This window comes from Microbacterium hydrocarbonoxydans (assembly GCF_900105205.1).
GTDB classification, from domain to species: domain Bacteria; phylum Actinomycetota; class Actinomycetes; order Actinomycetales; family Microbacteriaceae; genus Microbacterium; species Microbacterium hydrocarbonoxydans.
Window position 1 is genome coordinate 1,753,832 of sequence record NZ_FNSQ01000005.1, and the last position, 13,432, is coordinate 1,767,263.

Annotated in this window: 15 protein-coding genes; 11 read left to right on the plus strand and 4 right to left on the minus strand. The window is 68.6% G+C overall.

The window, feature by feature from the left end; genetic code table 11:
- Window positions 1-272: 272 nt before the first annotated feature.
- The gene (locus BLW44_RS08730; protein ID WP_060926173.1) at window positions 273-1,178 is read left to right on the plus strand and encodes a heme o synthase; all 906 of its coding nucleotides are present in this window, start codon (window positions 273-275) and stop codon (window positions 1,176-1,178) included.
- Here BLW44_RS08730 and BLW44_RS08735 read toward each other — a convergent pair.
- Entirely contained in the window at window positions 1,124-1,573 is a 450-nt protein-coding gene (locus BLW44_RS08735; protein ID WP_060926114.1) for a hypothetical protein, read from the minus strand. The genes BLW44_RS08730 and BLW44_RS08735 overlap by 55 nt on opposite strands.
- Window positions 1,574-1,763: 190 nt before the next feature.
- On the minus strand, window positions 1,764-2,870 hold the full coding sequence (locus BLW44_RS08740) for a COX15/CtaA family protein (RefSeq protein ID WP_060926113.1): 1,107 nt from the start codon (window positions 2,868-2,870) through the stop codon (window positions 1,764-1,766).
- A 232-nt stretch (window positions 2,871-3,102) separates the two neighbouring features.
- Here BLW44_RS08740 and sufB point away from each other — a divergent pair, with 232 nt between their 5' ends.
- From sufB to BLW44_RS08775, 7 genes are read left to right on the plus strand one after another with little or no spacing between them, the layout of a single operon-like run.
- Window positions 3,103-4,521, plus strand: coding sequence for a Fe-S cluster assembly protein SufB (sufB, locus tag BLW44_RS08745; protein ID WP_060926112.1), 1,419 nt, complete (start codon window positions 3,103-3,105; stop codon window positions 4,519-4,521).
- 1 nt (window position 4,522) lies between these two features.
- On the plus strand, window positions 4,523-5,728 hold the full coding sequence (gene sufD, locus BLW44_RS08750) for a Fe-S cluster assembly protein SufD (RefSeq protein WP_060926111.1): 1,206 nt from the start codon (window positions 4,523-4,525) through the stop codon (window positions 5,726-5,728).
- Complete coding sequence (locus tag BLW44_RS08755) at window positions 5,725-6,051, plus strand: non-heme iron oxygenase ferredoxin subunit (RefSeq protein WP_060926110.1); 327 nt, start codon at window positions 5,725-5,727, stop codon at window positions 6,049-6,051. Before sufD ends, BLW44_RS08755 begins: the two co-directional genes overlap by 4 nt.
- A 1-nt stretch (window position 6,052) precedes the next feature.
- Window positions 6,053-6,823, plus strand: a complete 771-nt coding sequence (gene sufC, locus BLW44_RS08760; protein ID WP_060926109.1) for a Fe-S cluster assembly ATPase SufC — start codon at window positions 6,053-6,055, stop codon at window positions 6,821-6,823.
- Window positions 6,824-6,833: 10 nt separating this feature from the next.
- The gene (locus BLW44_RS08765; RefSeq protein WP_060926108.1) at window positions 6,834-7,163 is read left to right on the plus strand and encodes a metal-sulfur cluster assembly factor; all 330 of its coding nucleotides are present in this window, start codon (window positions 6,834-6,836) and stop codon (window positions 7,161-7,163) included.
- A 2-nt stretch (window positions 7,164-7,165) separates the two neighbouring features.
- The gene (locus tag BLW44_RS08770; protein WP_060926107.1) at window positions 7,166-8,320 is read left to right on the plus strand and encodes a MalY/PatB family protein; all 1,155 of its coding nucleotides are present in this window, start codon (window positions 7,166-7,168) and stop codon (window positions 8,318-8,320) included.
- Window positions 8,317-9,687: an MFS transporter gene (locus BLW44_RS08775; RefSeq protein ID WP_060926106.1), complete on the plus strand. Its 1,371-nt coding sequence runs from the start codon at window positions 8,317-8,319 to the stop codon at window positions 9,685-9,687. Before BLW44_RS08770 ends, BLW44_RS08775 begins: the two co-directional genes overlap by 4 nt.
- On the opposite strand, the gene BLW44_RS08780 is transcribed toward BLW44_RS08775, so the two are convergent.
- On the minus strand, window positions 9,650-10,243 hold the full coding sequence (locus BLW44_RS08780; RefSeq protein ID WP_060926172.1) for a TetR family transcriptional regulator: 594 nt from the start codon (window positions 10,241-10,243) through the stop codon (window positions 9,650-9,652). The two genes, BLW44_RS08775 and BLW44_RS08780, sit on opposite strands and share 38 nt — an antisense overlap.
- A gap of 55 nt (window positions 10,244-10,298) precedes the next feature.
- On the opposite strand from BLW44_RS08780, the gene BLW44_RS08785 reads away from it, so the two are divergent.
- Genes BLW44_RS08785 through BLW44_RS08795 form a run of 3 tightly spaced genes read left to right on the plus strand, consistent with a single transcriptional unit; the run spans window position 10,299 to window position 12,161 of the window.
- Entirely contained in the window at window positions 10,299-10,889 is a 591-nt protein-coding gene (locus BLW44_RS08785) for a biotin transporter BioY (protein WP_174521340.1), read from the plus strand.
- Window positions 10,879-11,571: an energy-coupling factor ABC transporter ATP-binding protein gene (locus BLW44_RS08790; RefSeq protein WP_217632040.1), complete on the plus strand. Its 693-nt coding sequence runs from the start codon at window positions 10,879-10,881 to the stop codon at window positions 11,569-11,571. Before BLW44_RS08785 ends, BLW44_RS08790 begins: the two co-directional genes overlap by 11 nt.
- The gene (locus tag BLW44_RS08795; protein ID WP_060926104.1) at window positions 11,568-12,161 is read left to right on the plus strand and encodes a CbiQ family ECF transporter T component; all 594 of its coding nucleotides are present in this window, start codon (window positions 11,568-11,570) and stop codon (window positions 12,159-12,161) included. Before BLW44_RS08790 ends, BLW44_RS08795 begins: the two co-directional genes overlap by 4 nt.
- Here the strand turns inward: BLW44_RS08795 and BLW44_RS08800 are convergent.
- Complete coding sequence (locus BLW44_RS08800; protein ID WP_060926103.1) at window positions 12,108-13,424, minus strand: acyltransferase family protein; 1,317 nt, start codon at window positions 13,422-13,424, stop codon at window positions 12,108-12,110. The two genes, BLW44_RS08795 and BLW44_RS08800, sit on opposite strands and share 54 nt — an antisense overlap.
- Window positions 13,425-13,432: the final 8 nt, after the last annotated feature.

Consider the following 13,432-nt stretch of genomic DNA (forward strand, 5'->3'; position numbering starts at 1 on the left):
AGTCATTTCAGCATAGCGCCGAGGTCTGACCCGTTACCCCTCTTTACAACGCCTCCGTCGTCAGGTAATTCCACGGTCGCGCACCTGATTTCGCAGGGTGGCGGGACTGCGGATCTGACCCGCTGGAACTCGGTTCCGCGACGCCCGGGCGCGTCGCGGATGGCTGGCCGAGTGCGGCGAGCGGTTCGAGGCGGGCAAGCCGGTCGTCGCCGGTGCCTTAGAATGGAAAAGCTGTCGTGACGCGTGTGGAGGAGGGGATCGAGATCTCGACGATGTCTGATCAGACCGTTGTGAAGAAGTCCATCGGTCGTACCGTGAAGGCGTACGTCGCCCTCACCAAGCCGCGCGTCCTCGAACTCCTGCTGGTGTCGACCGTCCCGGTGATGTTCCTCGCACAGGGCGGTCTTCCCGACCTGTGGCTCGTGCTGGCCACCGTGATCGGCGGCTCGCTGAGCGCCGGGTCCGCCGCCGCGTTCAACATGTACCTGGATCGGGACATCGACGCGCACATGCACCGCACCGAGAACCGTCCACTCGTGACGGGTGAGATCACCCCGCGGGGCGCGTTGATCTTCTCGTGGACTCTCGCGGTGCTGTCCACGGTGTGGCTGTGGTTCACGACGAACTGGCTCGCGGCGACGCTGTCGGCATCCGCCATCTTCTTCTACGTCGTGATCTACACGATGATCCTCAAGCGCCGCACCGAGCAGAACATCATCTGGGGCGGCATCGCGGGATGCTTCCCCGTGCTGATCGGCTGGGCTGCTGTCACCGAATCGCTCGACTGGCCCGCCTTCATCCTCTTCGCGCTGATCTTCCTGTGGACGCCGCCGCACTACTGGCCGCTGTCGATGAAGTACAAGGACGACTACGACGACGTCGACGTGCCCATGCTCGGCGTGACGCGCAACGCCTCGCAGGTCGGGCTCCAGGTCATCCTGTACGCCTGGGCGACCGTCGCCTGCTCGCTGCTGCTGATCCCGATCGCGAACATGGGCCTCGTCTACGGCGTCTCCGCCGCGGTGTTCGGCGGATGGTTCATCTACGAGTCGCACCGTCTGTACAACCAGGCGGTGCGGGGGAACGAGGCGCGGCCCATGCGGGTCTTCCACGCCTCGATCACCTACTTGACGTTGATCTTCGTCGCCGTCGCGATCGACCCGCTGCTCCCGTTCTGAGCCTCGTCATCGTCGGCATCCGTCGTCTGGACGGACGTATCGACGGTCGGCGCCGCAGCATCCGCCGCGATCGCGCTCTCGTCCGAATCGGATGACTCGGCCGTCCAGTCGATCGGCTCGACCACGACCGGCGTGGGTGCCGGGACCAGTGCCTGCACTGCGCTCAGCGCGATCGCGATCAGGATGCCGATGACTCCGGCACCCAGGAGAGCGGCGCCGACCACCACGAGCGACTGCCCGACGTAGACCTCGATGCCGGTGGCCGTGCCGTCCAGCAGCGTGCTCGTCATCGTGCCGAGCTGGCCGGCGATGATCCATCCTCCGACGCCCGCCGAAGCGAGCGAGAGGACGAGGAGGAGCCAGAAGCCGATGCTGCGTGTGAGTGACTTGTTCATGTCCGCCACGCTGCACGACGAACTGATGCGCTTCTGATGTCCCGCCTATGCATCCACTGTGTCGGTCGGGTCCCGTACGTGGGCGAGCGGTGTCCCGAACCGCACACGGCGCCCCGATCTGCGGACTGTTCGTCCGGATTCCTGTGCAGCCCGGGGCGAGGTGTGCAGACCGGGACCGGTTCCGGAACGGTCAGACCTCGGAATCGACCGGCTTCTTCAGGTGCAGCACCACGACGGTGTAGGCGGCGGCGGACAGCGAGGCGAGCACCATGTGGATGCCGACGAGCAGCGGTGGCAGCCCCTCGCGGGCCTGCCACACGCCGACGCCCACCTGCACGAGGATCGCGAGCACGAGAACCAGCAGCCAGCGGCGCGGCTCGAGGCGCAGCACCCAGGCGGAGATGGTCAGCGCCGCGACCAGGGCGGCGAGTATGTAGCCGGGCCACGAGTGCACGTGCGCGAGGATCGTGGCATCGAACCCGTGTCGGAGGACGTCGGCGTCACCGGAGTGCGGGCCGGAGCCGGTGGTCAGTACGCCGAACACGATGGTCACCGCCAGCGCGAGCCCCGTCACGTGACTGAGGATCGCGAACCACTTCGGGACGGCGCTGACGCGCGGGCCGGATGTCGCATACAGCCGCACCAGGAACGCCGCCGTCACGCATACCAGCAGCAGGGACGACACGTAGTGGAACCCCACGATGAACGGATTGAGGCCCGTGAGCACAGTGATCCCCCCGACGAGCGCCTGCGCGACGACTCCGAGCAGGACGATCCAGGCGAGGACCACGAGGTCGCGGCGATCGGGGGTCAGCCGGATCGAGCGGACCATGGCGGCGATCACCGCGATCAGGAGCGCGCCCATGGCGAACGGCGTGGCGGGCAGATCGAGCAGCGACACGACGACGAAGACGACCACGGCGGCCGCGATGCCCGACAGCGCGAACCACAGTGCGGAGAATACGGACCGCCGCCCACCGGTCCTCGACAGCACGAGCAGCAGCACGGCGAGGGCGATCACACCGACGACGCCCGTCATCACGCGGTTGCCGAACTCGATGATTCCGTGGATTCCCTGATCGGCATAGATCGGCACAAGCGACTCTGGTGTGCAGAGCGGCCACTCCGAGCATCCGAGTCCCGACCCGGTCAGACGCACCGCTCCGCCGGTGCCGATGATGATCGTCTGGGCAAGGAAGGAGAGCCAGGCGAAGACCCGCAGCGCGCGTCCCCACAGGGCCGCGTGCGTTCCCGCCGCGGGTGCTGACGTTGGGGAGGAGATCGTGGTGTCGGGCATAAGTCTCTCCGAACCGCGCCAGACACGGCGAGCGGCCCTGTCTTCAGGCGGAACCTGTAGAATCGGATTGTTGTGATGAGCGCTGACCGCGCTGAAGCATCGCTAACAGTTTAGGCGCGATGGATGCGCCGGTGATGAGGGCCCACCAACGGCACCCGCTCCCGCAGACTCGACGGGGATCAGGTGTGTCGGGGCGGATGACACCGTTTGGGACCTGTGAGGAGAGTGTGTGATGTCGGATGTGCTGATCGACCGCCCGGAGCTTGACGGCCTGGGGGTGTATGAATTCGGATGGCACGACGAGGACGCCGCCGGAGCCATCGCCAAACGCGGTATCTCTGAAGAGGTGGTCCGGGGTATCTCGGCCCTCAAGCACGAACCCGAGTGGATGCTGAAGACCCGTCTCAAGGGATATCAGCTCTTCGGACGCAAGCCGATGCCGACCTGGGGCGCCGACCTCAGCGAGATCGACTTCGACAACATCAAGTACTTCGTGCGCTCGACGGAGAAGCAGGCCCAGTCCTGGGAGGACCTTCCTGCGGAGATCCGCGAGACCTACGAGCGCCTCGGCATCCCCGAGGCCGAGCGTCAGCGCCTCGTGGCCGGCGTCGCCGCGCAGTACGAGTCCGAGGTCGTCTACCACCAGATCCGCGAGGACCTGGAGCAGCAGGGCGTCATCTTCATGGACACCGACACGGCCCTCCGCGAGCACCCCGAGTTCTTCGAGGAGTACTTCGGCACCGTGATCCCTGCGGGCGACAACAAGTTCGCAGCCCTCAACACGGCCGTGTGGTCGGGCGGATCGTTCGTCTACGTCCCCAAGGGCGTGCACGTCGAGATCCCGCTGCAGGCGTACTTCCGCATCAACACCGAGAACATGGGCCAGTTCGAGCGGACCCTGATCATCGCCGACGAGGACAGCTACGTCCACTACATCGAGGGCTGCACCGCCCCGATCTACAAGTCGGACTCGCTGCACTCGGCCGTCGTCGAGATCATCGTGAAGAAGAACGCCCGCGTGCGCTACACGACGATCCAGAACTGGTCGAACAACGTCTACAACCTCGTCACCAAGCGCGCCGTCGCCCACGAGGGCGCGACGATGGAGTGGGTCGACGGCAACATCGGCTCCAAGGTGACGATGAAGTACCCGTCGATCTACCTGATGGGCGAGCACGCCAAGGGCGAGACCCTCTCGGTCGCCTTCGCCGGTCCCGGTCAGCACCAGGACGCCGGCGCGAAGATGATCCACATGGCTCCGTACACGCAGTCGTCGATCGTCTCGAAGTCGATCGCCCGCGGCGGCGGACGCGCGGGATACCGCGGTGAGGTCAGGGTCGATGCGAACGCGCACCACTCCGCCAACACCGTGCGCTGCGATGCCCTGCTGGTCGACACGAAGTCGCGCTCCGACACATACCCGGCGATCGACATCCGCGTCGACGACGTGCAGCTCGGCCACGAGGCCACGGTCTCGAAGGTCAGCGAGGAGCAGCTCTTCTACCTGCAGTCCCGCGGCATGCCGGAGGACGAGGCGATGGCGATGATCGTGCGTGGGTTCATCGAGCCGATCGCGCGCGAGCTGCCGATGGAGTACGCGATGGAGTTGAACAAGCTCATCGAGATGGGCATGGAAGGATCGGTCGGCTGAGATGACGTCCCAGACGACGGCGCCGACGGCGCCGCAGCATTCGAGCGCGCACGTGGACCCCGCCGCACAGGTCGCGGATGCCGGGTTCGTCCCGGTCCAGACCCGTTCGGAGCGGCCGCACTCGTTCGAGCCCGCAGACTTCGGAACCCCGACGGGCCGCGAGGTGAACTGGAAGCACACGCCGGTGGCGAAGCTGTCCGGCCTCTTCGAGGTCGCGGGCTCCGCCGAGGGCGTCCGCTACTCGTTCGGCGCCGGTGAGAAGTACGTGGCAGAACCCCTGGTCGCAGGCGCGGCACCCCGCGGCGAGGTCTTCCTCGCCGAGGACGTCACTGCCGCCGTCGCATGGCAGGGTGCCGCCGAGGCGCTGCACATCCGCATCCCGCGCGAGGAAGAGGTCGCAGAGCCGATCCTCGTCTCGATCGACGGACTCGGCGCCGACCTGCGCGCCGACGCCCACATCGTGATCGAAGCGCTCCCGCACAGTGTCGCCACCGTCGTGCTCCAGCACACGGGCGCGGCGCAGTACTCGCAGAACGTCGAGATCATCGTGCGTGACGGTGCGAAGCTCACCGTGATCAGCCTGCAGCAGTGGCAGGACGCTGCGGTGCACACGTCCGCGCACCAGGCGCGGGTCGACGCGGATGCCACGCTCAAGCACTTCGTGATCAGCTTCGGCGGCGGTGTCGTGCGCGTGAACCCGAGCGTCGAACTCGCGGGCGCAGGTTCGGAGGGCTACCTGTACGGCCTGTCCTACGCCGACGCCGGCCAGCACCTCGAGAGCCAGGTGTACCTGCACCACAAGGGCCCGCACACCAAGGGCGACGTGCTCTACAAGGGTGCGCTGCAGGGCGAGGGCGCGCACAGCGTCTGGATCGGCGACGTCCTGATCGGCGCCGACGCGACGGGCACCGACTCGTACGAGGCCAACCGCAACCTGGTCCTCACCGAGGGCGCTCGCGCCGACTCGATCCCGAACCTCGAGATCGAGACGGGTGACATCCTCGGAGCGGGCCATGCCAGCGCGACCGGACGCTTCGACGACGAGCAGCTGTTCTACCTGCAGGCTCGCGGCATCAGTGAGGAAGAGGCGCGTCGGCTCGTCGTGCTCGGGTTCCTCACCGACATCGTCCAGCGACTGGGCATCCCGGCGCTGGAGACCGAACTGCTCGATGCGATCGAGACGGAGCTCGCAGAGGTGAACGCATGACCGCCGAGCGCGTGTGCGGCGTCGCCGAACTCGAGCAGGACATGCCGATCCGCGTCGAGCCGAGCGGTGTGCCGATCACCGTCATCAAGGACTCCGAGGGCGTCATCCACGCCATCGGTGACACCTGCACCCACGGCGACATCTCGCTCGCCGAGGGCTTCGTCGAGGGCGACACGGTGGAATGCTGGGCCCACGGCTCCGCGTTCTCGCTGCTCACCGGCAAGCCCCAGAACCTCCCTGCTTATGAGCCCGTTCCGGTCTACGTCGTCGAGATCGACGGCGACGACGTGCTCATCGACCCGACTGTGACGAAGGAAGTCTGACATGTCTGTTCTCGAAATCCGCGACCTGCACGTGACGGTCGAGACCGAGGCGGGGACCACCCCGATCCTCAACGGAATCACCCTCACCATGAACACCGGTGAGACCCACGCCATCATGGGGCCGAACGGCTCCGGCAAGTCGACGCTCGCCTACACGATCGCCGGCCACCCCAAGTACACCGTCACCTCCGGGTCGATCACGTTCGACGGCCAGGACGTCCTCGCGATGAGCGTCGACGAGCGCGCCCGCGCGGGACTCTTCCTCGCGATGCAGTACCCGGTCGAGATCCCGGGCGTCACGGTGACCAACTTCCTGCGCACCGCCAAGACCGCTCTCGACGGCGAAGCGCCCTCGATCCGCGGCTGGACCAAGGACGTCAAGGCGGCCATGGCGAACCTGCGCATGGACCCCAAGTTCGCGCAGCGCAACGTCAACGAGGGCTTCTCCGGTGGCGAGAAGAAGCGTCACGAGATCCTCCAGCTCGAGGTGCTCAAGCCGCAGTTCGCGATCCTCGACGAGACAGACTCCGGCCTCGACGTCGACGCTCTCAAGATCGTCTCCGAGGGCGTCAACCGCGCCAAGGAGTCCACCGGTCTCGGCGTCCTGCTGATCACGCACTACACGCGCATCCTCCGCTACATCCGCCCCGATTTCGTGCACGTGGTCGTCGCCGGCAAGATCGTGGAAGAGGGCGGCCCCGAGCTCGCCGACCGGCTCGAGGAAGAGGGATACGACCGTTTCCTCGACCCCGCAGCCCCCATCGAGGCGTAGGCTGATTCGCATGACAGCCACTCTCACCGACGCGAAGTACGACGAGGTCACCGAGGCTCTCAAAGACGTCATGGACCCCGAGCTCGGGATCAACGTCGTCGACCTCGGCCTGATCTACGATCTCGCGTGGGATGACGAGAACGATGCTCTCGTCATCCACATGACGCTGACCAGTGCCGGCTGCCCCCTGACCGACGTGCTCGAGGACCAGACCGCACAGGCTCTGGACAGCGTGGTCGATCGCTTCCGCATCAACTGGGTGTGGATGCCGCCGTGGGGCCCGGAGAAGATCACCGACGACGGCCGCGACATGATGCGCGCCCTCGGCTTCGCGATCTGAGGATGCTCGAGGTCACAGCTCTGCCCCTGGCGGAGCTTCGCCGGCGCAGCAGCGAGAAGTGGCGGGAGTACCCCGCCGACGTCCTCCCGCTCTTCGTGGCGGAGACGGACTTCGCGCTGGCGCCGGAGATCGAGGCGGCGCTGCGTCGCGCGATCGACATCGGTGACACCGGGTACGTGGCGTCGCGGACGCCTCTGCCGCAGACCTATGCCGAGTTCGCGCGGCGCCGGTTCGGCTGGGAGGCCGACCCCGCGCGGATGCGCAGCACCGCCGACGTCAGCATGGGGATCGTGGAGATCCTCCGACGGGTGACGCAGCCGGGTGAACGGGTCATCGTCACGCCTCCGGTCTATCCGCCCTTCTACGAGCTCGTCGCCGAAGCCGGCGCGGAGGTCGAACGCGTCCCGCTGCGGGACACCGGGACGGGCTGGGAGCTCGATCTCGACGGCATCCGCGCGGCGTTCGCCGACGGCGCGACAGCGATGCTGCTCTGCAATCCGCACAATCCGACCGGCACGGTGCACAGCCGCGACTCGCTCGCGGCCCTCGCGGAGATCGCCGACGAGTACGGCGCGGCCATCGTCTCCGACGAGATCCACGCCCCGTTGGCGCAGCCGAGTGCGGGCTTCACGCCTTTCCTCGACACCGGCGACGCGGCCGAGCGCGTCGGCTACGCCGTCGTCAGCGCCAGCAAGGCCTTCAATCTCGCCGGTCTCAAGTGCGCACTCATGGTCACGGCGACGGATGCGACCAGCAGCGTGGTGCGCGGTCTCCCCGTCGAAGTCGAGTGGCGCACCGGCCAGTTCGGGCTGCTCGCCGCGGTGGCAGCGTTCTCGGAGGAGAGCGACCCCTGGCTCGACGGACTCCTGCGCACCCTCGACCACAACCGGGTCCTGCTGGAGGACCTGCTCGCGGCGAAGCTGCCGGAGGCGCGCTATCGGATCCCGGACGCCGGCTACCTGGCGTGGATCGATCTCTCGGCTCTCGGCTGGGGCGACAACCCCGCACGTCGCATCCTGAAGGAGGCGAAGGTGGCGCTGCACTTCGGTCCCGCCTTCGGCGACGAAGGGCGTGGCCATGTGCGTCTGAACTTCGGCACGAGCACGGAGATCCTCACCGAGGCCGTCGAGCGCATCGCGGCGCTCGTGGGTCGATGACCGACGGGATTGCAGCGGCGTCGATCTGGGACAGGGAGCGGCTCTGGGTCTCGGTCGGTGCTGTCGCGCTGATCTTCCTGGCGGCGATCGAGGCGCTGGCCGTGACGACGGTGATGCCGATCGTGAGCGAGGCCCTGGACGGCCGCGAGCTCTATGCGGTCGCCTTCGCAGGAACCCTGGCCACCAGCGTGATCGGCATGGTGGCGGCGGGTGCGTGGGCGGATGCCCGGGGTCCGCGTGGGGCCCTGTACGTCGCGGTGACCCTCTTCATCGCCGGACTGCTGCTCTCGGGCTTCGCCGTCAGCATGGAGCAGTTCCTGATCGGTCGACTGGTCCAGGGCCTCGGCGCGGGAGGGCAGACCGTCGCGTTGTACGTCGTCGTCGCGCGTCTCTACCCCGCGCATCTGCACGGGAGGGTGTTCGCCGCCTTCGCGGCGGCGTGGGTGGTGCCGTCGATGGTCGGTCCGTTCCTCGCGGGAGCTGTCGCCGAGTATCTCGACTGGCGCTGGGCGTTCCTCGGCGTCGCCGTGCTGACGACGATCGCCTTCCTCCTGATCGCGGTGCGCCTGCGCGGCGTCGATCTCGGTCACGGTGAGCCGCAGGACCGCCGTGCGCTCGTCATCCGCCTTCTCCTCGCCGTGGTCGTGGCCACGTTCGCTGTGCTGATCGGGTTCACGGCCGAGCTGGCGGTGCAGGTCGGGTGGCCGCTCGCCCTGGCATCCGTCGCCGTGATCGCGGTCGCTGTGCTGCCCCTGCTGCCCCGGAGGACGCTCCGTGCGGGCTTCGGGCTGCCGAGCGTCGTGCTCATGCGGGGGATCGCCGCAGGAGCGTTCTTCGCGGCGGAGGCGTACATCCCCTACCTGCTGATCGAGCGATTCGGATTCACCGCGACGTGGGCGGGCGTCGCACTCATGCTGGCCGCGTTCGCCTGGGCGGGCGCCTCTCAGCTGCAGGGCCGCGTCGGCGAGCGCCTCGGCAACACGCGCATCACGGTGATCAGCCTCTCCCTGATGCTGCTCGCGCTGGCGTGCGTGCTGGTGGCCGCGCTGTGGGCCGTGTCGCCGGCGCTGGTCGTGGTGGGCTGGGCCTTCGCGGGCGGCGGCATGGGCCTCCTGTACCCGCGACTGACCGTTCTGACCTTGGCGTACTCGAATCCCGGCAATCAGGGATTCAACTCGTCCGCGCTGTCGATCTCGGACTCGACGGGATCAGCCGTGGCGATCGCGCTGGCGGGCCTGGCCGTCGCGGGCCTCGGCGGCGAGGCGACGGCGTTCTCCGTCGTGTTCGCGTTCTGCCTCGGTCTCGTGCTGCTCGGGTTCGTCCCCGGACTCAGGCTCGGTCACGCCGCAGAGTCGGCGCGGCGCTGAGGGGTTCGCCGGAGTCGGCCAAGGCGCGGATGCCGAGGTCGAACACCCGGTCGAGGCCCGCGGTGACGTCGAGCGTCCCGCCGTTCTCCATCGCGCCGTGACTGTCGGCGTGCATGCGCTGCTGCACGAGCGTCGCGTGGCCCAGGATGAAGTGCAGCAGGGCGACCGCGCGCTGCGCGGGATCCGCCGCGCCCGAGCGGCGGAGGGCGTCTTCGAGGGCGGCCTGGGCGGTCGCGGACCCGAGACCCAGCGCGTACGTGCTGAGCACGAGCTCCGCACCGTCGCGGTGCGTGAAGAGGGCGTCGCGGATGCTCCGCGCCACCGTCGGCACGTCCGCATCCGCACGGGGGATCGACGCGGTGATGCGGTCGGCGAGGTCGGCGAGCAGCTCCTGCTTGCTCGAGAAGTGCCAGTAGAGGGCGCTGGGCTGCACATCGAGACGGCCGGCGATGCGGCGCATGGAGAGGTCGGCGAGCCCCACCTCGTCGAGCAGGGCGAGAGCGGCTCGAGCGACGCCCTCGCGGTCGTGCCGCGTCGAGTTGTACTCAGGGGTCATCCACTCAGTATAGTGAACGCTGTTCAGGTGAACGGTGTTCAGGAAGGACATGACAATGGCGGAGCAGAGCGGCGACCTCGGTCGCGACATTGCCAGGGTGGCGGTCTTCGCCGCGCTCATCGTGGTGCTCGGCACCGTGACGATCCCGATGCCAGGGGGAGTCCCGGTGACGGCGCAGACGCTGGGAGTGATGCTCGCGGGAGCGGTGCTCGGCCCGCGGCTCGCCCCGCTGTCGGTCCTGCTCGTGCTGCTTCTGGCTGCCGTGGGACTGCCGGTCCTCTCGGGAGGACGAGGGGGTCTCGGCGTCTTCCTCGGTCCGACCGCGGGCTATCTGATCGGGTGGATCGCCGGAGCGATCGTCGTCGGACTCATCGCCCGCAGCGCGCGTCCGAGCTGGTGGCGAGTGGGACTCGGGGCTCTCGTGGGGGGCATCCTGGTCGTCTATCTCTTCGGAATCCCCGTGCAGGCGCTCGTGCTCGGCGTCGATCTCGGCCCCACCGCTGTGTCGAGCCTCGTGTTCCTGCCCGGAGATCTGCTCAAGGTCGTCGCCGCGACGGTGCTCACGGTCACGTTGCGACGCGCGTACCCTCGGGCGTTCGGAACCCGCGGCAGCGCGGCCACTCGTGCCTCCGTCCGTGCGGCCTGAGACGGCGGTCGACACGATCTCGGTCGATCACGTCTCCGTGGTGCGCGACGACCGGACGATCCTCCGGGATGTCAGCGTGCAGCTCACGGCGCCGCGGATCGCGGTGATCGGCGCGAACGGGTCGGGCAAGTCGACATTCGCGCGTCTCCTCAATGCGCTGGTGCGCCCGTCGAGCGGACGCGTGAGCGTGCACGGTCTCGATGGGGAACGGGACACCGCGGCGCTGCGTCGTCGAGTCGGCTTCGTCTTCACCGACCCCCAGGCCCAGCTCCTGATGCCGACCCCGGCGGAGGATCTGGCCCTGTCGCTGAGGGGCGAGCCCCGCACCGAGATCGAGCGGCAGGTCGCCGAGACCCTCACGGCACACGGACTCGCCGCGCACGCCGACGTGCCGGCGTCCGAGCTCTCGGGCGGTCAGAAGCAGATGCTGGCGCTCGCCTCCGTCCTGATCGCGGGGCCGCGCCTGATCGTCGCCGATGAGCCGACCACCCTCCTCGACCTGCGCAATGCGCGCCGCATCTCGGAACTGCTGCTGACGCTCCCCATGCAGGTCGTGATCGTGACCCATGACCTCGAGCTCGCCGCCCGATGCGACCAGGTGCTGCTCTTCGACGAGGGGCGCCTGGTCGCCTCGGGTGAGCCCGCGCCGGTCATCGCGGCATATCGCGCTCTCTGCGAATGATCCAGACCTACATCCCCGGCCGCAGCGTCGTGCATCGGATGCCGGCGACGGCCAAGCTCGCGCTCTTCGCGCTGCTCGCGCTGGCGGTGACGGCGTACCCCCACGACGCGGCGAGCATCGGGATGGCTCTCGCGGGCGTCTGCGCGCTGTACCTGGTCTCCGGGATCCCGTTCGCCACCCTGATCGTCGAGGTGTGGCGGTTGCGGTGGCTGATCCTGGTGCTGGGCGTCGGGCTGTGGGTGTTCGTGTCGCCGCTCACCGCCTGGATCAGCACCGCCCGCGTCGTGGCGCTCGTCCTGCTGGCTACGCTGCTCACCCTCACGACGCGCATGGAGAGCCTGCTGCGGGTCCTGCACCGTCTGCTGACGCCCCTCGGCAGGTTCGGCATCGATCCACGGACCGTGTCGATGACGATCGCCCTGGCGCTCACGATGGTGCCGACGGTGGCGCGGTTCTCGACGGAGGTCAGGGATGCCGCATCGGCACGCGGCATCCGACTCCGCATCCGGTGGATCGTGCCGCTCCTCGTGCGCACGCTACGCCACGCGGATGACGTGGGTGATGCCCTCGCCGCCCGTGGACTGGTGTGAGCGCCGGGCGAGGCGGAGAGCCAGCAGCATCGCGATCACGGCGACGCCCGCGGTCGCGACCGTCGTGCCCAGCACGAGGAGGAGGACCACTCCGGCGATGCCCACCGAGACGGCGGCGGCGACACGGCGAGGCGATTCCTCCGCGCGCACCGACGGCCCCGTCTCGACGCGCGTGACGGCGAGAGCGACGAGCGCGGTGAGCGCGAGCGCTGTGGCGAGCCAGAGCGGCCGCGTCAGCCACCACTCGAGCGTGCTGGGAGCCGGCAGCGCGACGCCCGTGGTCATGGCGCTCATCGCCGAGACGCCGGCCATGCCGAGCAGCACCGGCATGTGCCAGAGGTAGATGCTCATCGTGCGACGGTTCACGAATGCCGCGAGTGCTGCGGGGATACCTCGACGACTGAACCCGTCGAGGCGGTCGCGCAGCAGCGAGACCAGGCTGAGGTGCACGACGCCGACGAGCAGCAGTGCGGCCGTGGGAGGGTTGATGTTGGCGATGAGGTCGGGGGAGTAGACGCCGCTCACGAAGGTGCCGATGAGCGAGAGCAGCGCGGCCCCGCCACCGAGGACGCGAGTGCGCCTGCTGAGCGCGTCGATCGTGCCGTCGGCGAGGAAGAACCCCAGCTGCTGGAGCGCGAGCCAGACGAAGGCGAGATTCACGAAGCCGAGGCCCTCGAGCCCCGTATGCGCACGGACGGCGTCCACGGCGACCGCGGACGCCACGAGCATCAGCAGCGTCACGCGGGGCGCCCGGGAGTGCAGGCCTGCCAGCGCGGGCAGGAGCGCCTGGCACAGGAGGAACACGGCGAGGAACCACAGCGGCTGGCCGTAGCGGAACCCGGCGACGGCGACGATCTCCGGTGGCACGCCCGCGACGAGGAGGGCGGCGAGCGCCACGCCGACGATCCCGATCGCGAAGACGGCGGGTCGGAGGAGCCGGTGCACCCTGCCGGCGATGAACTGCGACCCGGTTCCGCCACGCGCCTGCATCCGGCGGAAGGCGACGAGGCCCGCGAAGCCGCCGATGATGAAGAACAGCGGCATGACCTGCAGCATCCAGCTGAGCGGGACGATCCACCACGCGCCGTCGCTGGCGTTGGCGAAGACCGGGCCGCCGTCGACGACGGTGACCCCGACCATGATCCCGTGCAGCAGCACGACGCCCACCACGCACGCGGCGCGCAGGAGGTCGATGACCGTGTCCCGCCCCGCGGGAAGCGGAGCTCGGTGGGCGGTGAGCGGGGGTGCGTCGACGATGGCCATGGTGTCCT

Excerpts from the sequence above, each read along its gene's own strand:
- BLW44_RS08730 (WP_060926173.1), top strand. The coding sequence starts at position 273 with ATGTCTGATCAGACCGTTGTGAAGAAGTCCATCGGTCGTACCGTGAAG.
- BLW44_RS08735 (WP_060926114.1), bottom strand. The coding sequence starts at position 1,573 with ATGAACAAGTCACTCACACGCAGCATCGGCTTCTGGCTCCTCCTCGTC.
- BLW44_RS08740 (WP_060926113.1), bottom strand. The coding sequence starts at position 2,870 with ATGCCCGACACCACGATCTCCTCCCCAACGTCAGCACCCGCGGCGGGA.
- sufB (WP_060926112.1), top strand. The coding sequence starts at position 3,103 with ATGTCGGATGTGCTGATCGACCGCCCGGAGCTTGACGGCCTGGGGGTG.
- sufD (WP_060926111.1), top strand. The coding sequence starts at position 4,523 with ATGACGTCCCAGACGACGGCGCCGACGGCGCCGCAGCATTCGAGCGCG.
- BLW44_RS08755 (WP_060926110.1), top strand. The coding sequence starts at position 5,725 with ATGACCGCCGAGCGCGTGTGCGGCGTCGCCGAACTCGAGCAGGACATG.
- sufC (WP_060926109.1), top strand. The coding sequence starts at position 6,053 with ATGTCTGTTCTCGAAATCCGCGACCTGCACGTGACGGTCGAGACCGAG.
- BLW44_RS08765 (WP_060926108.1), top strand. The coding sequence starts at position 6,834 with ATGACAGCCACTCTCACCGACGCGAAGTACGACGAGGTCACCGAGGCT.
- BLW44_RS08770 (WP_060926107.1), top strand. The coding sequence starts at position 7,166 with ATGCTCGAGGTCACAGCTCTGCCCCTGGCGGAGCTTCGCCGGCGCAGC.
- BLW44_RS08775 (WP_060926106.1), top strand. The coding sequence starts at position 8,317 with ATGACCGACGGGATTGCAGCGGCGTCGATCTGGGACAGGGAGCGGCTC.
- BLW44_RS08780 (WP_060926172.1), bottom strand. The coding sequence starts at position 10,243 with ATGACCCCTGAGTACAACTCGACGCGGCACGACCGCGAGGGCGTCGCT.
- BLW44_RS08785 (WP_174521340.1), top strand. The coding sequence starts at position 10,299 with ATGGCGGAGCAGAGCGGCGACCTCGGTCGCGACATTGCCAGGGTGGCG.
- BLW44_RS08795 (WP_060926104.1), top strand. The coding sequence starts at position 11,568 with ATGATCCAGACCTACATCCCCGGCCGCAGCGTCGTGCATCGGATGCCG.
- BLW44_RS08800 (WP_060926103.1), bottom strand. The coding sequence starts at position 13,424 with ATGGCCATCGTCGACGCACCCCCGCTCACCGCCCACCGAGCTCCGCTT.